We start from the raw sequence: 23,063 nt of genomic DNA on the forward strand, positions 1-23,063 counted from the left end.
TTAATTATATACAAAACCCATTATTATATGAGTTCAATGCAAACCGAATAACTTCAGCTTAAACAAATATAAAGAAAAAGCCTTTCAGTTTTTATTAGACTGAAAGGCTTTTTAATATGTTTTGATTTCTCGTTATTGAGAGATCTTATTTACAAAGTCATTTATTAATGTTGTAATTCTTCTTCTCCTTCTTTTAAAGGAACGTTCTGCATTACGAAATCAACGTCATGTCCTGGTTTACTATAATCGTAAGACCATCTGTATACATGAGGTATTTCTCCTGGCCAGTTACCGTGAATATGCTTCACTGGTGTTGTCCACTCAAGAGTCGTAGCTCTCCATGGGTTTTGAACTGCTTTCTTACCGTAGAATATGCTACTAAAGAAATTCCATAAGTATATTAACTGTGCTACACCACCTACTAATGCAAATATTGTAATGATTTGGTTTGTATCTGCTAAATCATCGAATAATGGAAAATTAGAGTTTGTGTAATAACGTCTTGGTAATCCAGCCATACCTATAAAGTGCATTGGGAAGAATACTCCATAAGCACAAATAGCTGTAATCCAGAAGTGGATATAACCTAATTTCTTATTTAACATTCTACCAAACATTTTAGGATACCAGTGATAAATACCAGCAAACATACCGTAAAGTGCAGATATACCCATTACTAAGTGGAAATGCGCGATTACGAAATACGTATCATGAACGTTAATATCTAAAGCAGAATCTCCAAGAATAATTCCTGTTAAACCACCTGTTATAAATGTAGATACGAAACCTATTGAGAATAACATGGCAGGATTCATTTGAATGTTACCTTTCCATATTGTCGTTATCCAGTTAAATGCTTTTACTGCTGATGGTATTGCAATTAATAACGTTGTGAATGTGAACACTGAACCTAAGAATGGATTCATTCCTGAAATAAACATATGGTGTCCCCAAACTATTGTTGATAAAAATGCAATAGCTAAAATTGAAGTAATCATCGCACGGTAACCAAAAATTGGTTTACGTGAATTAGTAGCCATAATTTCTGACACTAATCCCATTGCTGGTAAGATTACAATATATACTTCTGGATGTCCTAAGAACCAGAATAAGTGTTCAAATAATACAGGCGAACCTCCTTGATAGTGTAAAACTTCTCCTTGAATAAAAATATCTGACAAGAAGAACGATGTACCGAAACTTCTATCCATTATTAATAATAATGCTGCAGATAGTAATACTGGGAAAGAAACTATACCAATTATTGCTGTTACAAAGAAAGCCCAAATTGTTAATGGAAGTCTAGTCATAGACATTCCTTTTGTACGTAAGTTTATAACTGTAACTACATAATTTAAAGATCCTAATAATGAAGATGCAATAAATATAGCCATAGCTACTAACCATAAAGTCATTCCCATTCCAGAACCACCTTGTGCCATAGGTAAAGCACTTAATGGAGGATAAATAGTCCATCCTGCTGCAGCTGGTCCAGCTTCAACAAAGAAAGAAGATACCATGATAACACTAGAGATAAAAAATAACCAGTAAGAAACCATGTTTAAGAATCCAGAGGCCATATCTCGTGCTCCAATTTGCAACGGAATAAGTAAGTTACTAAAAGTACCACTTAAACCTGCAGTAAGTACAAAGAATACCATTATGGTACCATGTATTGTTACTAATGCTAAATATATATCAGCATCCATAACACCATCTGGTGCCCATTTACCTAATAATGCTTCAAAAATTACATTTGGCTCTTCTGGCCATGCAATTTGCATACGCATCATTAAAGACATTATTACACCTATAACACCCATTATAGTACCAGTAATAAGGTACTGCTTGGCTATCATTTTGTGATCAATACTAAATATGTATTTAGTTATGAAAGTTTCTTTATGGTGGTGATCGTCGTGAGCGTCGTGAGTATCTGCGTGTGCTGACATAATCTATATATCTTTATAATCTTTTATTAATTATTTACTAGAGAATTTTTGAATACTTTTTGGGTTTTAATCCAAGCATCATATTCTTCTTGAGTTTCAACTATTATTTTCATTTGCATGTTGTAGTGAGATTTACCACAAATTTTATTACATAATAATAAATAGTCAAATGTGTAAGGCTCTAAACCTTCCTCTCCTTTAGCGACTAACTCTTTAGATTTTTGTACTCTAATATCATTAATATTAGAAACTTTATCCTTCATCTCTGGAGTATCACGCATATCAGCTGTAGTAACTGTAGGAGTAAAACCAAATTGAGTTATCATACCAGGAACACAGTTCATTTGAGCTCTAAAGTGAGGCATATAAGCTGAGTGTAAAACATCTTGAGAACGCATTTTGAATAATACTGGACGTCCAACTGGTAAGTGTAACTCTGCAGTAATAATGTCATCTTGAGCGTTAGGATCCGCTTCATCAACACCTAATGTATTTGCACGATCAATATCGATTAATCTAACATTAGCTTTTCCTAAAGTATTATCTTCTCCTCCGTAACGTGCTTTCCAGCTAAACTGTTGAGCGTATAATTCTATTATTAAAGGATCGTTATCTTCATTAACATTCATTATTGTAGTCCAAGTAAATAAACCTTGAATAATCAATACTGCTAATACAATTACTGGGATAATAGTCCAAATAGCTTCTAACTTGTTATTATCTGCATAAAACAATGCTTTTTTACCTTTCTCACCTCTATATTTAAAAGCAAAATAATGTAATAAAAACTGAGTTATTGTTTGCACGATGAAAATAACTATCATTGAGATAATCATTAAACTATCTACACCAGGTCCATGTTCGGAAGCTGAGTTAGACATTAATGGTAAGTCACCAAGTTCAACAAAACTCCAAATGGTAATGATGTAAATGAAGGCTAAAAAACCTATCATTAAATAACCATTTAATTTATTGTCTTTGTCATTTGCTACTTGATTGTTTCCATCCACTGAATCGCTTTGGGTTAAATCGAATATCTTGACCATCTGCCAGATGGCAACTAAAATAAATACTAAAACTAAAATTGATAATAAAGCCGTCATTGTTGTCGTTCTTCTTTATTTAATTGTGTTATTAATAATGAAAATGCTCACTTTCTTTAATAAATGGATTTCTTGTTTGTACTAATGGTGCTTTTGTAAGCGCAGTAAATACAATAAAGATAAATAATCCAGCAAAGAATAGTAAAGATGCAATTTCTGGAATTCCAATGTACCATTGATCACCTACTGTTGCAGGCATAATCATATTGAAAATATCAATATAATGACCTCCTAATATTACAACACCAGCCATTACAACAAACCAAGGAACTCGCTTGTAATCGCTGTTCATTAGTAATAATAATGGGAAGATAAAGTTCATAGCTAACATACCAAAGAATGGTAATTTATAATCTTCTATTCTAGTTACAAAGTATGTTACTTCTTCTGGAATGTTTGAATACCAAATTAACATGAATTGAGAGAACCATAAATATGTCCAGAAAATACTGAAAGCAAACATAAATTTTGCTAAATCATGAATATGACTATCGTTTACGTTTGGTAATAAACCTTTACTCTTTAAATATAAAGTTATAAAAGCAATTACAGTAATACCACAAACCATCATTCCTGCTAATACATACCAACCAAATAATGTTGAGAACCAGTGAGGATCTACACTCATTATCCAATCCCAAGACATCATAGATTCAGTGTATAAAAAGAATACTAAGAATCCTGCTGATATACGGAAAATCTTTTTGAAATTTTTATTGTCGTTTGCTTTGTCTTGAGCAATAGAGAATTTTCTTGAAAAGTGTCTATATAAAGACCATCCAGCAATAAAGATTAGACCTCTAATTGCAAATCCCCAAGTATTTAGCCAACCTTTTTTTCCAGCAACTAATTTATCGAAATCTGCACTAGCAGGATCAACCATATCAGGATTCATCCAAACAAATATATTATAGTGCCCAATTGTACCAGAAGCAACAGCAATAGCTAAAACTATTAGAGCACCTGGTAATAGATAAGCAGTTATACCTTCCATTACTCTTAATACTAATGGAGACCAACCAGATTGAGACACATATTGAAGTGCATAAAAAGCTAATGCTCCTAATGCTATCATCATAAAAAAGAATGCTGCAACATAGAATGCAGACCACGGTCTGTTATGCATTGCGTGCATTACATGATTGACATGCTTTGTATGCTCATCCACTACTTCATGGCCTTCACCATGAGCAGACTCTGATGCATGTGCATCATGACTTACAGCTTCTACTTGATGTGTTTCTTCTCCATGAGCTGCAGCTTCACCATGTCCACTTCCATGATGTGATTCATTTGCCAACATAGTCTCTACTTCAGCAAATGATTTATTTGAAGTTATAAAGCCATAGCCAACACCTAATAGTCCTACGACCATTAAAATGATTGCAGTTAATCTTAGTCTATTTGAAATTTTGTATTCCATTATATAATCTTTAACTAAATCTTATTTTTCTAAATCTGCCTTCAATTTCATAACATATGAAACTACTTGCCAGCGCTCTTCGTAATTTAATTGATTTGCGTAAGAACCCATAGTATTTTTACCATAGTAAATAGTATGATAAATACTACCTTCTGTAATAGCTCGTCCAGCATCATCGTATCTTGGTATACCAAGAATTTTTTCTCTTTGTACTAATTTACCTTTACCGTCACCTTTGGTTCCGTGGCAAATTCCACAATAAATATCAAATAATTCTTTACCTCTTACGTAATCTACTTGAGTAGAATCTAAAACGTTTTTTAAATTTGCTTTAGCTTCATTGTAACCTTCAGTAGTATTATCAATATCAAAAGGCGTATAACCTCTAGCTATTGTTCCTTCTGCAGGTAACTGAGCTTCTACTCCATTTGCGAAAGCATCAGACTCTTGATATGTTTCGTATGCAACTGATTCGTACATATTAGGCATGTATTCATAATTCGGTCTCGAATCTTTCTTACAAGCTACTATCGACACTAGAACCAGCGCTAATATTGTTATGTTAAATATGCTCTTCATTGTCTATAATTAATGCGTATTATCTACTACGTTTATTTCAACTGCACCAGTTTCTGAAAGTAAATCGTGCAATTCTTTTTCGTTACCATGAACAGCTATTTCCATTAAAAAGTGGTCATCTGTTGTTCTTGGATCTGGATTTTCTGCTTTTTTAAATGGCCACATTCTACTACGTAAGTAAAACGTTATTACCATTAAGTGAGCCGCAAAGAAAACCGTTAATTCGAACATAATAGGTACGAATGCAGGCATATTTTCTAAGTAGCTAAAACTTGGTTTACCACCAATGTTTTGAGGCCAATCTTCAATCATAATGAAATTCATCATTAAAGTGGCTACTGCTAGACCTACACAACCGTACATAAAAGCTGCGATTGCTATTCTTGTTGGCGCTAATCCCATTGCCTTGTCTAGTCCATGGACAGGAAATGGAGTATATATTTCTTCAATGTGATGTCTTTTAGCTTTAACTGATTTAACAGCTGCCATTAAAACATCATCATCGTTATAAATAGCGTGAATTACTTTTGAAGTTTCCATATGCTACTCGTTATTGTTTTTTTGTTCTTTATTATCGAAGTTTGTCACTATTGATGTTCTAGCATCAGCACCAGTTCCCATTAAAGTTTTTCCAGATTCTCTTAAGTTCTTGTACTTATCTCCTGAAGACTTTAAAATAGTTTTAACTTCTGCTTGCGCTATTACTGGGAATGTTCTTGAATATAATAAGAATAATACAAAGAAGAATCCTATAGTTCCAATAAATATTCCAATATCTACAAACGTTGGTGAGAACATTGTCCATGAAGATGGTAAGTAATCCCTGTGTAATGAAGTTACAATAATTACAAAACGCTCAAACCACATTCCTATGTTTACAACAATTGATATTCCAAACGAGAACATAATACTTGTTCTAAGTTTCTTGAACCACATAAACTGTGGAGAAAATACATTACAAGTCATCATCGACCAATAAGCCCATGCATATGGTCCAGTTGCTCTGTTTAAGAAAGCATACTGCTCATACTCAACACCAGAATACCATGCTACAAATAACTCAGTTATATATGCAACACCTACAATAGAACCCGTAATCATAATTACAATGTTCATTAATTCGATATGTTGTACTGTAATATAGTCTTCTAAACTACACACTTTTCTCATGATAATAAGTAAAGTGTTTACCATTGCGAAACCTGAAAATACTGCTCCTGCAACAAAATAAGGAGGGAATATAGTTGTATGCCAACCTGGAATAACAGATGTTGCGAAATCAAAAGATACAATCGTGTGTACAGAAAGTACTAATGGTGTTGCTAAACCAGCAAGCACTAATGATACTTCTTCAAAACGTTGCCAATCTTTAGCTCTACCCGTCCAGCCAAAACTTAATAAACTATATATTTTCTTTTGAAAAGGCTTAATAGCTCTATCACGTAACATTGCGAAATCTGGTAATAAACCTGTCCACCAGAATACTAATGATACAGATAAATACGTTGATATTGCAAATACATCCCAAAGTAGTGGTGAGTTAAAGTTTACCCATAGCGAACCAAATTGGTTTGGTATTGGTAATACCCAATACGCTAACCATGGTCGACCCATGTGAATTACTGGAAACAATCCAGCCTGTACTACAGAGAAAATTGTCATTGCTTCTGCAGAACGGTTAATTGCCATTCTCCATTTTTGACGGAATAATAATAGTACTGCAGAAATTAATGTTCCTGCGTGACCAATACCAACCCACCAAACGAAGTTAGTAATATCCCAAGCCCATCCTACGGTCTTGTTTAATCCCCAAGTTCCAATTCCGGTAGATATTGTGTAAACCATACATCCAACTCCCCATAGGAAAGCTACTAATGCGATAGAGAATACAATCCACCATTGTTTGTTGGCTTTACCTTCTACAGGAGCTGCGATATCTACGGTTACATCGTGATACGACTTATTGCCTGTAACTAAAGGTCTTCTAATAGGTGCTTCGTAATGAGACGCCATAATCCTTTTATAATTGTTCGTTAATTAATCCTTTCTATGCTTTCGTGTTTCTCACTTTAGTATGATACTGAACATTAGGTTTAGTACCAACACTTTCTAATAAGTGATACATACGATCGTCTTCTAAAAGTTTTGCAACTTTACTATCTTTATCGTTAATATCTCCAAATACCATCGCTCCACTGCTACAAGCAGATGAACAAGCTGTTTGGAATTCACCATCCCTAATAACACGACCATCGCGTTTAGCATCAAGAATTGTTTTCTGTGTTTTTTGAATACACATAGAACATTTTTCCATGACACCACGAGAACGTACTGTTACGTCTGGGTTAATAACCATTCTTCCTAAATCGTCATTCATAAAGTAATCGAACTCATCGTTTCCATTATAAAGGAACCAGTTAAAACGACGTACTTTATATGGACAGTTGTTAGCACAGTATCTCGTACCTACACAACGGTTATAAGCCATATGGTTTTGACCTTGACGACCATGTGATGTTGCAGCTACTGGACAAACAGTCTCACAAGGAGCATGATTACAGTGTTGACACATTACAGGTTGGAAAGCTACTTGTGGATTATCTGCAGGATGTTCTAATTCTCCAAATCCTCCTAAAGATCCATTATCTCCAAATAAGCCATCGAAGCCTTCTTTTTTAGCATCATCAGCTTCAAAAGAATCTTCAGATGAATAGTATCTATCAATACGTAACCAGTGCATATCGCGACTTCTACGTATTTCCTCTTTTCCTACAACCGGCACATTATTTTCTGCGTGACAAGCTATTACACAAGCACCACAACCTGTACAGGCATTAAGGTCTATAGATAAGTTGAAATGATGTCCAATTGAACGATCAAATTCATCCCATAAATCAACATCTGGAGAAGTTACTTCAACTTCTTCATGATTTAAAGACACCACAGGAACTGCATTCCAATGCTTTTTATCTTTAGTATTAAAAATCTCTAAAGTAGTTTCTTTAATAATGTCACCACGACCCATTAAAGTATTTTGTAATTGAACACAAGCAAACTCGTGCATACCAGCTGCCTTTGTTACAGTTACATTTTGTATTGTATTAAAACCTTGGTATAATGCATAAGCATTAACTCCAGTTTGCATTTCTTCTTTTAAACCTGCTACTTTACCATAACCAAATGCTAAACCAACAGAACCTTTAGCTTGACCTGGCTGAATAATTACTGGAACAGTTAATTTATTACCATTAACTGTAACATCTGCATAACTACCATTTAATGCACCTGTTGCTTCGTGTTCGTTAACTAATTCTAAAGCTTTTGCATCTGCTGCAGAAACTGTTAAATAGTTATCCCAAGTTGTTCTTGTAATTGGATCTGGAAATTCTTGCAACCAAGGATTGTTTGCTTGCTGTCCGTCTCCCATTCCTACTTTAGTATATAAAGTAAGTTCCATTCCATTTGAAGTTACACTAGAAGCTAAAGCTCTTGCTGCATTTCCAGATGGAGTTTCTACATTTTCTTCTGAAGTTTCAGTTGTATCTTCAACTAAATCTCCTGAAAATTTAGAGATATAAGACCCATCATGTAACGCTTGGTTGAATGATGCACCACCTAAAATTTCAGAATTCCAAAGTGACTTAATGTAATCGCTATACTTCTCATCGCTACCATTCCAAAGTAATAATGTGTCTTGAAATTGTTTTGTATCGAATAAAGGGCGAATAGTTGGTTGAATTAATCCAAAATGACCTTTCTTCAACTCTACATCTCCCCAACTTTCTAAGTAGTGAGGTGCAGCAGCTATATATTGCGATGCAGAAGCTGTCTCATCTGCTTTCATTGAGAAAGCAACAGATAATTCAGTGTTTTTTAATCCTTCAGCAAAATCTGAAGCATTTGGTAATGTATATAGTGGATTTACACCACTCATAATAACAGCTCCAACTTTACCTGCTTTCATATCAGCAACTAAAGACATAACTGCCTTATCATTTCCTTGTCTAGTTTTAATAGGCTTTTTAGGATTGAAAGCTTTACTGTTAAGCTTTTCATTAATCTCTAAAACTACCGTTTGTGCATTAACATCTTGAAGACCTGTTACAACGACACCTGTACTTCCAGCTTTTCTAAGCTCTGAAGCAGCATCTTGTACAGCTTTCTCAATGTTTGCAGGTAAGCTTCCTGAAAAAGCACCACCTACTAATAAGCTATGTAATTTTGCTAAAGCTAATTTTTGCTGACTTGGTGTTAAAGGCACACGCTTATCGGCATTTGCTCCAGCTAAAGACATATTAGATTCAAACTGAATATGACGAGACATTTTTCCTTTTGTTGGAACACGTCCTTGAGAATATCCAGTATCAAACCCTCCTCCTTGCCAATCTCCTAAGAAATCAGCACCAAATGCAACTATTGTTGCAGCTAGTGAAAAATTATAATCGGCTAAGCCTCTTTCGTTATATTTTGCTTGAAATGCATCTAATGCAGTAGACTCCGAAACAGCGTCATATACTACATGATTTACATTCCCATATTTTTCTTTAAACTCCGCAATTAATTTAGACGTCGTTGGACTAGCATATGTTTGTGTTAATAACACAATTTGCTTCCCACTGTCTTTTAATGCGTTTAATTTTTGAGTAGTTTCTGAAGTAAAAGTAGACCATGAAATTGCAGATTCGCCTTTCATTGGACTTTGTACTCTTAAACTATCATATAATCCTAAAACTGATGCATTAACTCTTGCATTTGCTCCAGCATCTGTAGCACCAAGGTTATTATTCTCAATTTTTATTGGACGACCTTCGCGAGTTTTTACTAAAATACTTGCAAAATCAAAACCATCAGCAATAGTTGTAGCATAATAGTTTGCAACACCAGGAATAATAGAATCTGGTTGTACTACGTAAGGTATTGATTTAATTACTGGTCCTTCACAAGCAGCTAAAGATGCAGCAGCTGTACTAAAACCTACGTACTTTAAGAAATCGCGACGTGTTGTAGAAGAAGACTCTAATGTTTCCTTGTCTCCAAGAAACTCATCAGTAGGGATTTCGTTTACAAACTCGTTTTGTTTTAGCGTCTCAACAATAGAGCTATCTTTTAGCTCCTCAACACTTTTCCAGTATTTCTTGTTTGATGACATATTATATAATTGAATTACTTCTTAATTTATTATTTAAAATTTCTCTTAAAGAGATTCCATTTTAATGGAAGTTACTAAAAATTTATTTTTAGTAATGACACTTACCACATTCTAATCCACCCATTTGTGCAGCTGTTAACTCTTCTACACCATATTTTTTAGATAGTTGTTCGTGAATTTTAGTATAGTACTCGTTATCTTTTACATTAACATTTGTCTCTCTGTGACAATTAATACACCAACCCATTGTTAATGGAGCGTATTGATACATAACTTCCATTTCTTCTACAGGACCATGACATGTTTGACATTCTACTCCTGCTACAGATACGTGTTGCGAGTGATTAAAGTATGCAAAATCTGGTAGGTTATGAATTCTTGTCCATTTCACTGGGCTAGTTTCACCTGTGTAATTTTGCTCTGCATCATCCCAACCAACAGCTTTGTATAGTTTTTTGATTTCAGAATTATAATCAACACCATATTCTGCCATACCTTCTGACTGAGTTTCTGGAGCAACTTCTGCTATTGTTTTATGACAATTCATACAAACATTTAAAGAAGGGATACCGGATGTTTTACTAACTCTAGCTGAAGAGTGACAGTATTTACAATCTATCTCATTATCTCCTGCGTGAATTCTATGTGAATAATGAATTTCTTGAACTGGTTCGTAACCTTGATTAACACCAACTTGCATAAAGAAACCATACACAAAATATCCTGAGGCTAATAAAAACAATATTGCAGTAACTAAAACCAAGAATTGATTTTCAACAAACGCTTTCCAGATAGGAGTGTTTTTCTGTTTATCAGCTAAAACAACACCTTTCTCATCTGCAAAACGACGCAATGTCTTATTTACTAAAAATAATGCCCCCGCTAATAAAGCAAACAATAATGCTAAGGCTCCAAGAATTAATCCATTTGAAGAAGTATCTCCAGAAGGATTAGCCGCTACAGCTTGACCAGGAGTTACGACCGGTGCCGGAGCTTCAGCTGCAGTATAAGCTAATATATTATCTATATCAGCATCTGCTAATTGAGGAAAAGCAGTCATGGCAGTGCCATTATACTCCTTATAAATCTTGTTTGCATACGCATCACCAGATTTAACCATTCCTGCACTATTTTTAATCCATGCGTATATCCATGCTTTATCAAGACCTTCGTCATCTGCTAAACGACTCTCAACATTACGTAATGCTGGGCCTGTCATTTTTTTGTCTAATTTGTGACATGATGCACAGTTTGCATTAAATAATGCTTTACCTGCTGCAACGTCTCCTTCTTGAGCAGAAAGAGTAGTAGAGAACGCTATTAAAAAAATTAAGCAAAAATGAAAAACATTAAGACCTAATCTGCGGTGAATCACCTGTTTCATATTGTTGATTGAATTTACTTCTAAACTTTGGTACGATTTTTTCATCTATGTATAAAAATACAGTTATAAAAAACTTAGGCAAAAGTAATACTTAAAGTCCATTTTTTAAATCTTAAGGAAGTCTTAATTTATAATTTAGAAAAATTCTAAATAAGAAAAAGACATTTTCTTTCGTTTATTACTTTTACATTTGCATTAAATATATATTGATTATGAACATTAAACCTCTAAAAATCCTTTGTTTATCCATAGGCTTAACACTTACTAGTAGTTACGTTATTGCTCAAGAAGGTACTGTTACAGTAAATCAAGACCCAGAGATTTCGGCTATATTAAAGTTAAAAAAACAGATAAATAATGAAGATGAAGATAGCGATCGCTATAAAATACAGATCTATTCTGGCTCAAGACAACGTGCTGAAAGTATAGAAAATAGTTTTGACAGCTCTTTCAATTCTTGGTCTTCTAAATTGGTATACGAAACACCAAATTATAAGGTATGGGTTGGTAATTTTAGAACACGATTAGAAGCAGATAAAGCTTTATTAAAAGTAAAGAAAAACTTCCCTAGTGCTTTTATCTTTAAACCAAAAAAGAAAAGTTAAAACAGCAAGAACTACAATAAATTAAACAAGCTGTCCATCAAGAAGAACTTGTTTAAAATAAAAAAAGCGTTATCAAATATTTGATAACGCTTTTTTTATTTCCTCACTTAAAGTTAGAAACCGTTTGCATTAAGTAATGCTATTTAACAACAAATAGTAAACATTAAAAAGCCTAACGTAATACATGAATCGTTTGAATAATTGTTAAGTGAAGAGCATAAAAAAAACCGCTTTCAAATAATTGAAAGCGGTTTTAGTTTTATTCATTATAGAGAGTAATGATTAAACTCCATAGATACTGTTTAAGCATCTATTTACTTAAGTTTTTTCTTAACCTCTACTTCATGGAAAGCTTCAATTACATCGCCTTCTTTAATATCGTTGTAATTTTTAATCTGCATACCACAATCGTATCCTTTACCAACTTCTTTAACATCATCTTTAAATCGCTTTAAAGAGGCTAATTCACCCGTGTAAACTACAACTCCATCACGTACTAAACGTATTTGAGAGTTTCTATATATTTTACCATTCATTACCATACAACCAGCAATACTTCCAATTTTAGTAACCTTAAAGATTTCTCTAATTTCTGCTGTACCAGTAATCTCTTCTTTAAGCTCTGGAGATAACATACCTTCCATTGCGTCTTTAAGATCATTAATTGCATCGTAGATAATTGAGTATGTTCTAATATCAACTTCTTCTCTATCTGCTATAACTCTTGCATTTCCTACAGGACGTACATTAAATCCGATAATAATAGCATCAGATGCTGTTGCTAATAATACATCACTTTCTGTAATGGCTCCAACTCCTTTATGTAAGATATTTACTTGAATTTCTTCAGTAGATAATTTCTGGAAAGAATCTGTTAACGCTTCAACCGAACCATCAACATCACCTTTAAGAATAATATTTAATTCCTTAAATGTACCTAATGCAATACGACGACCAATTTCTGCTAATGTTAATGTTTTAGTAGTACGAACATCCTGCTCACGTTGTAACTGCATACGTTTTGTTGCAATTTGTTTCGCTTCACGCTCATCTGCAAATACATTAAACTTATCACCTGCTTGAGGCGCTCCATCTAATCCTAATATTGATACTGGTGTAGAAGGTCCTGCAGATTGAACATCATGTCCACGTTCGTCTTGCATTGCTTTTATCTTACCACTATTTTTACCGGCCAATACATAATCACCTACTTTAAGTGTTCCTGCTTGTACTAATATTGTTGATACATAACCACGACCTTTGTCTAAGAATGCTTCTACAACTGTACCAACTGCTGCTTTATTTGGGTTTGCTTTAAGCTCTAATAATTCTGCTTCAAGTAATACTTTTTCTAATAGTTCTTTAACACCAGTTCCAACTTTTGCTGAAATATCATGAGATTGAATTTTCCCACCCCAATCTTCAACTAAAAGATTCATTTGTGCTAAACCTTCTTTAATCTTTTCAGGATTAGCGTCTGGCTTATCTATTTTGTTTATTGCAAATACTATTGGTACTCCTGCTGCTTGAGCGTGAGAAATAGCTTCTTTTGTTTGCGGCATGATATCATCATCTGCTGCTGCAACAATAATTGCAATATCTGTTACTTGAGCACCACGTGCACGCATGGCAGTAAAGGCCTCGTGACCTGGTGTATCTAAGAAAGCAATCTTTTGACCATTTTCTAATTCTACTCCGTAAGCTCCAATGTGCTGTGTTATTCCACCAGACTCTCCTGCAATTACATTCTCTTGACGAATGTAATCTAGAAGTGATGTTTTACCGTGATCTACGTGTCCCATTACTGTAACAATAGGTGCACGTTCTATTAAATCTTCTGGTTTATCTTCTACTTCAACAATTGATTCCTCAATGTCTGTAGTTACAAATTCTACTTTATATCCAAATTCTTCGGCTACAATAGTTAATGTTTCAGCATCTAAACGCTGGTTCATTGTTACCATCATACCTAGAGACATACATGCTGAAATAATTTGAGTGACTTGTACATCCATCATAGTAGCAACTTCACTTGAAGTAACAAACTCTGTTACTTTAAGGATTTTACTTTCAGCTGCTTCGATTTGCTCATCGATTTCAGTCTGCTCTCTATGCTTATCTCTTTTATCTCTTCTGTTTTTGGCTCCTCTACCTTTGTTAGATTTTCCTTGTAATTTCTCAAGTGTTTCTCTTACTTGTTTCTTTACATCTTCCTCACTAGGTTCTGCTTTTACTATAGGAGCACGACGTCCTTGTCCAGGTTTCCCTTTAAATCTATCGTTACCACCACGAGTATTACCACCTCTGTTGTTTCCTCCAGTACTTGGTCTATTATCTCCTGGCTTAGAAATACGACGACGCTTTTTCTTGTTAGCATCATCACCTTTTTTAGCAACTTCTTTCTTTTTCTTAGGCTTATTAAATTGAGATAAATCAATTTTTTCACCTGCGATTTTAGGACCAGTAAGTTTTTGATATTTTGTTTCTACTGTTTCTGGAGCGTTACTTTCTTCAGCAGGAGCAACCTCTTCTTTAGAAGGAACTTCCTTAACAGGAGTTTCTTTCTTAACAGCAGTTTCTTTCTCTACTTTTTCAGCGTCCGCTTTAGGAGTTTCAACTTTTGGAGTTTCAACTTTTTTAGGTGTAGATTCTTTTTTTACTTCAGTTTTAACTGGAGCTATAATCTCTACCTTCTCCTCCTTTTTAGGAGTTTCAGCTTTAACTTCTTTAATTTCTTTTTCTGCTGCTTTTGGCGCTTTCTTTTTTGGATCTAAGTCTATTTTACCAACTTTTTTAGGTCCAGCAAGAGTTTTAGCTGCTTTAACAACTTCTTCTGCTTTGGCTTTGGCTATAGCTGCTTTTGCATCCTCCTCTTTTCGCTTTGCTTCTAATTCTTGCTCACGTTTAATACGTAAATCTTCCTTTTCTTTAAGCTTAGCTTCACTAACAGCTTGAGACTTCATCTTCTTACCTGCATCTGTTTCGAATTCATCTGAAAGAATCTTATAAGTTGTTTCAGAAATTTTCGTAGTCGGACGCTTCTCTACCTCGACACCTTTGGAATCTAAAAATTCCACAGCACGATCCAGAGAGATGTTAAGCTCACGTAGTACTTTGTTTAATCTAATCGTTTCAGCCATAAATTGCCTTTACCTTAATTTTACTCAAATATATGTTAATCTTCGAATTCTTCCTTAAGAATTCTAATAACATCTAATATTGTTTCTTCTTCTAAGTCTGTTCTCTTTACCAAATCTGCAACATCTTGTTCTAGAATACTTTTTGCTGTATCTAAACCTGCTTTGCTAAATTCTTTAATTACCCAGCCTTCTATTTCATCAGAGAATTCTCTCAATTCAACATCTTCTTCTGCGCCTTCTCTAAACACATCGATCTCGTAACCAGTAAGTTGTCCAGCTAAACGAATATTGTGACCTCCACGCCCAATAGCTTTACTTACTTCTTCTGGCTTTAAGATAGCCTCTGCTCGTTTGTTTTCTTCATCAATTTTAATTGATGTAACACGTGCTGGACTTAATGCTCTTGTTATATATAATTGTAGGTTGGTAGTGTAATTAATTACATCAATGTTCTCGTTTCCTAGCTCTCTTACGATACCATGGATTCTAGAACCTTTCATACCAACACAAGCTCCAACAGGATCAATTCTATCATCATAAGAATCTACTGCTACTTTTGCCTTTTCACCAGGAATTCTTACTACATTTTTAATAGTAATTAAACCATCAAACACTTCAGGGATTTCAGATTCAAATAATTTCTCTAAAAACTTAGGTGATGTACGCGACATAATAATCGCTGGTTTATTACCCTTAAGCTCAACACTATCAATAATACCTCTTACATTATCTCCTTTACGGAAAAAATCTGAAGGTATTTGTTTGTCTTTAGGTAATATAATTTCATTTCCTTCATCGTCAAGCAAAATAACAGCTCTATGACGGATATGGTGTACTTCAGCAGTATACAATGTACCTTCAAGCTCTTTAAACTGCTTGAATATATTAGTATTATCGTGTTCGTGTATTTTAGAAATTAAATTTTGGCGTAATGCTAAAATAGCACGACGACCAAGGTCTATTAATTTTACTTCTTGAGATACATCTTCACCAACTTCAAAATCTGGTTCAATTTTTCTAGCTGCAGATAAAGAAATTTCTTGGTTTGGTTCTTCTACTTCTCCATCAGCAACAACGATTCTATTTCTCCAAATCTCTAAATCTCCTTTATCTGGATTTATAATAATATCGAAGTTATCATCATCTCCAAACTTCTTCTTTAATGCATTTCTAAATACATCTTCTAATATCGCCATTAGCGTAACACGATCGATAAACTTATCGTCTTTAAACTCTGAAAATGACTCAATTAACGCTATATTCTCCATTATTCTACTGAATTAAAATTTTATCACAACTTTTGCTTCTACAATATTGTTGAAAGCTATTTTTGCATTCTTCACAACCGTAACCTTACCTTTTCCAACAGGTTTTGGCTCTCTAGCTTTCCATGTCAACTCTATACCTTCATCTGAAACATCTATTAACTCTGCCTCAATATTTTCGGTTTGTGTTCTAACTTCTAATGTTCTACCAATGTTTCTTTTAAATTGCCTTGGTAGTGTTAAAGGTGCAGCTGCTCCCGCCGAAGCTACTTCTAAAGAAAAATCATGCTCTTCTCTATCAATATTGTGCTCAATTGCTCTACTAATAAAGATACAATCGTCAACTTTTACACCATTATCGCCATCGATAATTATGTTTACTGCTTGTTCACTAGAAATAGTGAAATCGATTAAAAATAAATCGGTTCTCTCTTCTAGAGCTTCGTTCAATAAATCTTTTACTGTGGTGTTAAACATTTTTAAGTATAAAAAGAGCGGACTTTTCGTCCGCTCACATTCATTATTTCTTACAACGCTGCAAATATACATAGTTTTTATTAATTTTCATAGAAAACTAAAGCAGACTTTTGTTTTTACTAAAAAAAAGAGCTTTTTAATGACAAATTTATTAGCATAATATTATTCTGCTTCATTTAATGAAAACACCACGCACAGCTCTATAAACAGTCTTTTTTGAATGTAACGAAAAAGTAAAGCATCCTTGATTTTTAGAAGTCCATTTTTTTTCCTAACTTTAAGTACCTCTAAACATAGTTATTATGAAAAAAATTCTTGTTCCAACCGATTTTTCCAACGAAGCAGAGCATGCGATAAAAGTAGCCGCACAACTCTCTAAAAAACACAATTGCGAGCTTATCTTGCTACACATGCTTGATTTACCACTGTCTCACATTTCAGAAGGTGTTCCATCAGACTTACCAGAAGCCGTTTATTTTATAAAACTTGCCCATAAACAATTTGCTGAAGTTATGAGTAAGGATTACTTAAACGACATTACAGTTACAGAAATGGTAGATTTTCATGATATTTCTACAGGAATTTTAGAAACGTGCAAGTCGCATGATATCGATTTAATTGTAATGGGATCTCATGGTTCTACCGGACTCAAGGAGATGTTTATTGGCTCTAATGCCGAAAAAATTGTTCGTACATCTGAAAAACCTGTTTTAGTTATAAAAAACGAACATCAAGATTTTAATATTGAAGAATTTGTTTTTGCTTCAGACTTTGAGAATGACAATAAAGAAACCTACAAACAAGCAGTAAAATTAGCTGAAGCTTTTAATGCAAAAATCCACTTGTTAATGGTAAATACTGTTGCAAATTTTAAAACAACTGCTCGTGCAAAAGTAAAAATTAGCGATTTTATCGAAGGTACAAATTTTACAAACTACACTACCAACATATATAACGATGAAACTGTAGAAAAAGGTATTTTAAATTTTTCTCACATCATTAATGCAGATCTTATTGGCATTAGCACACATGGAAGACAAGGTATTGCCCATTTTTTAAATGGAAGCTTAAGTGAAGACTTAGTGAATCATGCCAAAAGACCAGTAATTACCTTTAAAATTTAACGCCGATACTACTACAAATAATATAAAAATTCTAATAGAAAAACGTATAAAACCAAAAAATCCTAACACATAAATGTGTTAGGATTACTTTGTTGGCCCACTAGGTCTCGAACCTAGACTCTTCAGTACCAAAAACTGACGTGTTACCAGTTACACCATAGGCCATTGTTTTGTAACAGGCTGCAAATTTAAAACAAATTTGTAGTTGCGCAAACATTTTTCAATAAAAAAATAAAAAAAATTCATCTTTTTTTTCTAAAAGCTCGTAATGTGTGTGAAAATGAGCTCTTTTCAATTTTATCTGTTATGAAAATTTTATCATTCTCGTTTGATAATAATTAGTAAATTCGCCATAAAATTAAACAAACCACGTGTATGACGTCTTCAATCTTTAAAAAATGGAACAATATCTTAGGATGGTTCGCTTTTTTAATTGCTTTAATAACCTACAGCTTAACAGTAGAACCAACCGTTAGTTATTGGGATGCTGGTGAATATATTCTAACCTCTGCAAAACTGCAAGTTGGTCACCCACCAGGAGCTCCTTTATTTCAAATGCTAGGTGCTTTTTTCTCTACTTTTGCTATGTCGCCAGAAAATATTGGACTTATGCTTAATATGTTAAGTGCAGTTTCTAGTGCGTTCACTATTTTGTTTATGTTTTGGAGTATTTCATTATTACTTCAAAAAATGATTAAAACTGAAGAGTTTACAACCTCTAAAGCCTACGCTATTTTAGGAAGTGCTTTAGTTGGAAGTTTATCGTTTGCATTCACAGATTCGTTTTGGTTTAATGCTGTGGAGACAGAAGTTTATGCCATGGCCACACTATTAATGGCTATTTTATTTTATTGTGCTTTACGTTGGGATTTCGATATGCACAATCCTAGAGGTAACCGTTGGTTAATACTTATTGCTTTTATTATTGGTTTATCGTTTGGTGTACACTTTATGGGATTATTAACTATTCCAGCCATAGGATTAATCTATTACTTTAAAAACTACAAAACAGTAACAGTTAAAAATTTTATAATAGCCAACATTGCTTCAGTAGCTGTTCTATTATTTGTATTCAAATTGTTGGCTCCAAACATTCTAAGATTCTTTAGTGTATTAGAGATTTTCTTTGTCAACACTATTGGCCTGCCTTTTAATTCTGGATCTATAATCGCTGGTATTTTATTGATAGCTGCAATCTATTTTAGTTTAAAATACACAAGAGAGAAAGGACACAGACACATAAATACCGGAATTCTATGTGTAACTTTTGTAATTATTGGTTTTTCTTCTTGGCTAATGCTACCTATTCGTGCTAATGCCGATGTAGTAATTAATGAAAACAATCCATCGAGTGCGAGAGAACTTTTAGCGTATTACAACTTAGAGCAATATCCAAAAACACATTTGTTTTATGGTCCATTGTTTACAGACCAATATGCTACATTAAATGACAATAAAGAAGACGCTTACACAGATGATAAACCTAAATATGAAAAGGATTTAGAACAAGGTAAATATGTTATTGTTAACGATTATAAAGACGCAGCACAAAACTATAACTATGATCATGCTGCAATTTTACCAAGAATGTGGAGTGGTGAAAATGCTGAAAATTATATGCTATTTTCTGGCTTTTTAGATTTTACTATTAAAGAAAAATTTAATGTTGATGTTTTTACACAGAAAAAAATTGAAGCTTTTGTAGAAAAATATCAAAAAAACGAACTAACAGAACGCGAATACGACGAGTTCATGTCTATTTATGGCGAAAAACTAAATATTGCTTTAAGTCCAAGAATACAAAAAGATGTTGCCTTTATCAATCAGTTTAGAGCTGAAGTTGATAAAAACAATGTTGACTACGAAGGTTACCACAGGTTTTTAAAACAATATGGCCAAGAGTATTTAAACATTGAAAAACCTTCTTTTATAGACAATACAATTTACCTGTTTCAATACCAATTAGGTTATATGTACTGGCGTTATTTTATGTGGAATTTCACAGGAAGACAAGACGATATTCAAGGAGAATACAATAATCATGGAAATTGGATAAGTGGTATCGACGCATTCGATGCTTGGCACTTAGGACAGTCTCAGGATAATTTACCAAGCGATGTAAAAAACAACAAAGCAAGAAACACCTATTTTTTCCTCCCTTTAATATTAGGGATTATTGGTCTGTTTTTCTTATTTAATAAAGACAAAAAAACCTTTTGGGTACTCTTAGTATTCTTCTTATTTACCGGAATTGCAATTCAAGTATATACCAACGTAAGGCCTTTTGAGCCACGTGAACGTGACTACTCTGTAGTTGGTTCCTTTTACGTATTTGCTATTTGGATAGGCTTTAGTGTGTATGGTATTTTTGAATTCTTTAAAAACAAAGTAAAAAGCTCCGCATTACCTCTAGCTATTACTGGAATTTGCTTATTAATTGCACCTTTAATTTTAGCTGTAAACAATTGGGACGACCATGATAGGTCTGGAAAATACACCGCTTTATCTATGGCTAAAAAATACTTAGATTCTTGTGGTGAAAACGCCATACTATTCTCTATTGGAGATAATGATACATTCGCTCTTTGGTATGCTCAAGAAATCGAAAACTATAGAACTGATGTTCGTGTAGTTAACACCAGCTTATTCCAAACCGATTGGTATATAGACCAAATGAAGCGTAAAGCTTACGAAAGTGACCCGATTCCTTCTCAGTTAACTCATGATCAATACAAATATGGCACACGGGATTATATAATGAAACGCACCTATTATGTAGACCCTAAAACGGAAGAAGTAAAGCCAACATTTAGTCGTGATACGCTTTCTATTAAGGAGTTTTTAGATTTTGTATCAAGTGACAACCCTAAAACAAAGTTTAAGCGAATAATCCAACTACAAGGAGAGGATACAGAACAATATCCTTCACAATTATTAAATACTAACTATTTTCCAGTTGAAAATATTCGTATTCCAGTTAATAAAGAGAATGCAATTAAATACGGTATTGTAAAAGAAAAAGACGCCGCTTCTATTGTTGACCATATTGACATTAAAATTGAAGAAAATGCGATTTACAAACAACGTTTACTAATGCTAGACATTGTTGGTAATAACGACTGGAAACGCCCTATATACTTTACAGGTGGTGCTTTTGGTGAAGACGATTACATCTGGATGAAAGACTACTTACAACTTGATGGAATGGTTTACAAGCTAGTACCAATAAAAACACCTACAGACCGTGCTAATCCTTTTGATATGGGACGAGTGGACAGTGAGTTTATGTACAACAAAGTAAAAGCTTGGGATTGGGGAAACAGTGGTAGTGACGACATTTACCATGATCCAGAAACACGTAAAAACTCTATTACTTATAGAGGTAATCTTGCGCGTTTAATGGAAAAACTTATTCAAGAAGAGAAACTAGACAAAGCTGAAAACATAGCAGATATCGCTATGAAAAACATGCCTGTAGACAAGTTTGGTTATTACACATTACTAGAACCATACATTAGTGGTTACTACGAAGTGGGCTCTAAAGAAAAAGCAAGACAACTGTATCAAGATGTTGCAGTTAAATACCAAGAAACCTTAACATATTATAGTGAGTTAACTCTTGATAACCAAATTAAAAATGGACAAGAAATTATTACAGATTTAGAACGCTACAGAGCTTTAATTATCGTATTAGTAAAGTATGATGAGGATTTTGCTGAAAAAGAATTTTTAAATTTTAATAACTACGAAAAACTCTTTAGCAGGTTATTTCCAAACGATGCACCTCAACTTAGAGAAGAACGCGATATAAATAGAGATAGTAGCATTCCTATTGCAGAACCTATTGATCCGGAAATTGAAGAATAAACATGAGATTTGCTCCTGCTAAAATACCGCAATTTATTAAACGAATATTCCCAAACTATGTTTGGGATTTTTCGTCTAAAGACAAGGTTTTATATCTTACTTTCGATGATGGTCCTACTCCTGAAATAACACAATGGACACTAAACACGCTTGAGCAATACAATGCTAAAGCGACTTTTTTTTGTATTGGTAATAATGTTAATAAGCATCCAGAACTGTTTCATGCTATTTTAAAAGATGGGCATAGCATAGGAAACCACACGCAAGAACATGTAAAAGGCTGGGAAACCTCAACAAAAACATATATAGAAGATGTTATTAAAGCTGAAACTATAATTAATAAAGAATTAGCTACCACTAAAATTAAGCTTAGCCTATTTAGACCTCCTTATGGGCAATTAAAGAAAAGCCAAGGTAAAGCCGTTATAAAATTAGGCTATAAAATAATTATGTGGAGTGTTGTTGCTTTCGATTGGGAACAAAAAATCTCTAAAGAGCAATGCTTAAAAAATGTAATTAACAAAGCATCTGTAAAAAACAACATAATAGTGTTTCATGATAGTATAAAAGCATCAAGAAACATGATGTATGCGCTACCAAAGGTATTGGAGCATTTTAGCAAAAAAGGCTATATTTTTAAAGCTATTAGCGCTTAAACAAAGTCTTTAATTAAAGCTATAAGCGTGTTTACATCCTGCTCACCACTTTGCCTCCATTTCATCTCGCCATCTTTATAAATAATTAAAGTTGGTAAGTTTTTTACGCGTAAAGCATCAGACAGTTCTTTATTTTTATCTACATCAATCTTAATTACTCTAGCTTTATCACCAAGTGCAGCTGCAACATCGCGAAGTACCGGATGCATAGCTGTTGATTGCTCATTCCACTCTGTAAAGAAATCTAGTAAAACTGGAATTTTTACATCGATTAATTCTCCAAATTTTGACATTATTTAAAGTATTAGTTTTTAATATCAAATAAACTTTATAATAATC

Annotated in this window: 16 protein-coding genes and 1 tRNA gene; 4 read left to right on the forward strand and 13 right to left on the reverse strand. The window is 33.7% G+C overall.

The features are described 5' to 3' along the window. Positions 1-164: 164 nt before the first annotated feature. The 8 genes from Q0935_RS03405 to Q0935_RS03440 form a co-directional block, all read right to left on the reverse strand. Positions 165-1,952, reverse strand: a complete 1,788-nt coding sequence (locus Q0935_RS03405) for a cbb3-type cytochrome c oxidase subunit I (protein WP_299382425.1) — start codon at positions 1,950-1,952, stop codon at positions 165-167. Between the two features lie 26 nt (positions 1,953-1,978). Continuing rightward, entirely contained in the window at positions 1,979-3,055 is a 1,077-nt protein-coding gene (locus tag Q0935_RS03410) for a cytochrome c oxidase subunit II (RefSeq protein WP_299382428.1), read from the reverse strand. A gap of 31 nt (positions 3,056-3,086) precedes the next feature. Beyond that, the gene (locus tag Q0935_RS03415; protein WP_299249666.1) at positions 3,087-4,478 is read right to left on the reverse strand and encodes a quinol:cytochrome C oxidoreductase; all 1,392 of its coding nucleotides are present in this window, start codon (positions 4,476-4,478) and stop codon (positions 3,087-3,089) included. A 21-nt stretch (positions 4,479-4,499) separates the two neighbouring features. Next, entirely contained in the window at positions 4,500-4,967 is a 468-nt protein-coding gene (locus Q0935_RS03420; RefSeq protein WP_299249762.1) for a cytochrome c, read from the reverse strand. Between the two features lie 99 nt (positions 4,968-5,066). Beyond that, positions 5,067-5,597, reverse strand: coding sequence for a DUF3341 domain-containing protein (locus Q0935_RS03425; protein WP_299249663.1), 531 nt, complete (start codon positions 5,595-5,597; stop codon positions 5,067-5,069). A 3-nt stretch (positions 5,598-5,600) separates the two neighbouring features. Beyond that, a complete protein-coding gene (nrfD, locus tag Q0935_RS03430) occupies positions 5,601-7,070 on the reverse strand; it encodes an NrfD/PsrC family molybdoenzyme membrane anchor subunit (RefSeq protein ID WP_299382430.1) in 1,470 nt (489 codons plus the stop codon). Positions 7,071-7,104: 34 nt separating this feature from the next. Then, positions 7,105-10,206, reverse strand: a complete 3,102-nt coding sequence (locus tag Q0935_RS03435; RefSeq protein WP_299382432.1) for a TAT-variant-translocated molybdopterin oxidoreductase — start codon at positions 10,204-10,206, stop codon at positions 7,105-7,107. Between the two features lie 88 nt (positions 10,207-10,294). After that, positions 10,295-11,590 (reverse strand): c-type cytochrome, encoded by a 1,296-nt coding sequence (locus Q0935_RS03440; RefSeq protein ID WP_299383024.1) that lies wholly within the window; start codon positions 11,588-11,590, stop codon positions 10,295-10,297. A 212-nt stretch (positions 11,591-11,802) separates the two neighbouring features. On the opposite strand from Q0935_RS03440, the gene Q0935_RS03445 reads away from it, so the two are divergent. Further along, the gene (locus Q0935_RS03445) at positions 11,803-12,195 is read left to right on the forward strand and encodes an SPOR domain-containing protein (RefSeq protein ID WP_299382435.1); all 393 of its coding nucleotides are present in this window, start codon (positions 11,803-11,805) and stop codon (positions 12,193-12,195) included. A 314-nt stretch (positions 12,196-12,509) separates the two neighbouring features. Here the strand turns inward: Q0935_RS03445 and infB are convergent, their stop codons facing one another. From infB to rimP, 3 genes are read right to left on the reverse strand one after another with little or no spacing between them, the layout of a single operon-like run. Next, the gene (infB, locus tag Q0935_RS03450; protein ID WP_299382437.1) at positions 12,510-15,335 is read right to left on the reverse strand and encodes a translation initiation factor IF-2; all 2,826 of its coding nucleotides are present in this window, start codon (positions 15,333-15,335) and stop codon (positions 12,510-12,512) included. A 35-nt stretch (positions 15,336-15,370) separates the two neighbouring features. Further along, on the reverse strand, positions 15,371-16,603 hold the full coding sequence (gene nusA / locus Q0935_RS03455) for a transcription termination factor NusA (RefSeq protein WP_055435938.1): 1,233 nt from the start codon (positions 16,601-16,603) through the stop codon (positions 15,371-15,373). A gap of 12 nt (positions 16,604-16,615) precedes the next feature. Further along, positions 16,616-17,077, reverse strand: coding sequence for a ribosome assembly cofactor RimP (gene rimP / locus Q0935_RS03460; protein ID WP_299382440.1), 462 nt, complete (start codon positions 17,075-17,077; stop codon positions 16,616-16,618). A gap of 302 nt (positions 17,078-17,379) precedes the next feature. Here rimP and Q0935_RS03465 point away from each other — a divergent pair, with 302 nt between their 5' ends. Then, positions 17,380-18,201 carry a universal stress protein gene (locus tag Q0935_RS03465; RefSeq protein ID WP_299382442.1) on the forward strand — a complete coding sequence of 274 codons (822 nt, stop codon included), beginning with the start codon at positions 17,380-17,382 and terminating at the stop codon, positions 18,199-18,201. Positions 18,202-18,293: 92 nt separating this feature from the next. On the opposite strand, the gene Q0935_RS03470 is transcribed toward Q0935_RS03465, so the two are convergent. Further along, positions 18,294-18,366, reverse strand: a tRNA-Gln gene (locus tag Q0935_RS03470). Between the two features lie 210 nt (positions 18,367-18,576). On the opposite strand from Q0935_RS03470, the gene Q0935_RS03475 reads away from it, so the two are divergent. After that, positions 18,577-22,068, forward strand: a complete 3,492-nt coding sequence (locus tag Q0935_RS03475) for a DUF2723 domain-containing protein (RefSeq protein ID WP_299382444.1) — start codon at positions 18,577-18,579, stop codon at positions 22,066-22,068. A gap of 2 nt (positions 22,069-22,070) precedes the next feature. After that, positions 22,071-22,724 (forward strand): polysaccharide deacetylase family protein, encoded by a 654-nt coding sequence (locus tag Q0935_RS03480; RefSeq protein WP_299382447.1) that lies wholly within the window; start codon positions 22,071-22,073, stop codon positions 22,722-22,724. Here Q0935_RS03480 and Q0935_RS03485 read toward each other — a convergent pair. After that, positions 22,721-23,017, reverse strand: coding sequence for a co-chaperone YbbN (locus Q0935_RS03485; RefSeq protein WP_299382449.1), 297 nt, complete (start codon positions 23,015-23,017; stop codon positions 22,721-22,723). The genes Q0935_RS03480 and Q0935_RS03485 overlap by 4 nt on opposite strands. Positions 23,018-23,063 lie beyond the last annotated feature (46 nt).

The organism is uncultured Lacinutrix sp. (assembly GCF_947500605.1).
Lineage (GTDB): Bacteria > Bacteroidota > Bacteroidia > Flavobacteriales > Flavobacteriaceae > Lacinutrix.

What these genes read in the sequence shown, in the direction of transcription:
- Q0935_RS03480 (WP_299382447.1), top strand. Translation starts at nt 22,071, where the DNA reads ATGAGATTTGCTCCTGCTAAAATACCGCAATTTATTAAACGAATATTC.
- Q0935_RS03485 (WP_299382449.1), bottom strand. Translation starts at nt 23,017, where the DNA reads ATGTCAAAATTTGGAGAATTAATCGATGTAAAAATTCCAGTTTTACTA.
- Q0935_RS03425 (WP_299249663.1), bottom strand. Translation starts at nt 5,597, where the DNA reads ATGGAAACTTCAAAAGTAATTCACGCTATTTATAACGATGATGATGTT.
- Q0935_RS03410 (WP_299382428.1), bottom strand. Translation starts at nt 3,055, where the DNA reads ATGACGGCTTTATTATCAATTTTAGTTTTAGTATTTATTTTAGTTGCC.
- Q0935_RS03445 (WP_299382435.1), top strand. Translation starts at nt 11,803, where the DNA reads ATGAACATTAAACCTCTAAAAATCCTTTGTTTATCCATAGGCTTAACA.
- Q0935_RS03405 (WP_299382425.1), bottom strand. Translation starts at nt 1,952, where the DNA reads ATGTCAGCACACGCAGATACTCACGACGCTCACGACGATCACCACCAT.
- nrfD (WP_299382430.1), bottom strand. Translation starts at nt 7,070, where the DNA reads ATGGCGTCTCATTACGAAGCACCTATTAGAAGACCTTTAGTTACAGGC.
- Q0935_RS03465 (WP_299382442.1), top strand. Translation starts at nt 17,380, where the DNA reads ATGAAAAAAATTCTTGTTCCAACCGATTTTTCCAACGAAGCAGAGCAT.
- Q0935_RS03475 (WP_299382444.1), top strand. Translation starts at nt 18,577, where the DNA reads ATGACGTCTTCAATCTTTAAAAAATGGAACAATATCTTAGGATGGTTC.
- Q0935_RS03435 (WP_299382432.1), bottom strand. Translation starts at nt 10,206, where the DNA reads ATGTCATCAAACAAGAAATACTGGAAAAGTGTTGAGGAGCTAAAAGAT.
- Q0935_RS03420 (WP_299249762.1), bottom strand. Translation starts at nt 4,967, where the DNA reads ATGCCTAATATGTACGAATCAGTTGCATACGAAACATATCAAGAGTCT.
- rimP (WP_299382440.1), bottom strand. Translation starts at nt 17,077, where the DNA reads ATGTTTAACACCACAGTAAAAGATTTATTGAACGAAGCTCTAGAAGAG.
- Q0935_RS03440 (WP_299383024.1), bottom strand. Translation starts at nt 11,590, where the DNA reads ATGAAACAGGTGATTCACCGCAGATTAGGTCTTAATGTTTTTCATTTT.
- infB (WP_299382437.1), bottom strand. Translation starts at nt 15,335, where the DNA reads ATGGCTGAAACGATTAGATTAAACAAAGTACTACGTGAGCTTAACATC.
- nusA (WP_055435938.1), bottom strand. Translation starts at nt 16,603, where the DNA reads ATGGAGAATATAGCGTTAATTGAGTCATTTTCAGAGTTTAAAGACGAT.
- Q0935_RS03415 (WP_299249666.1), bottom strand. Translation starts at nt 4,478, where the DNA reads ATGGAATACAAAATTTCAAATAGACTAAGATTAACTGCAATCATTTTA.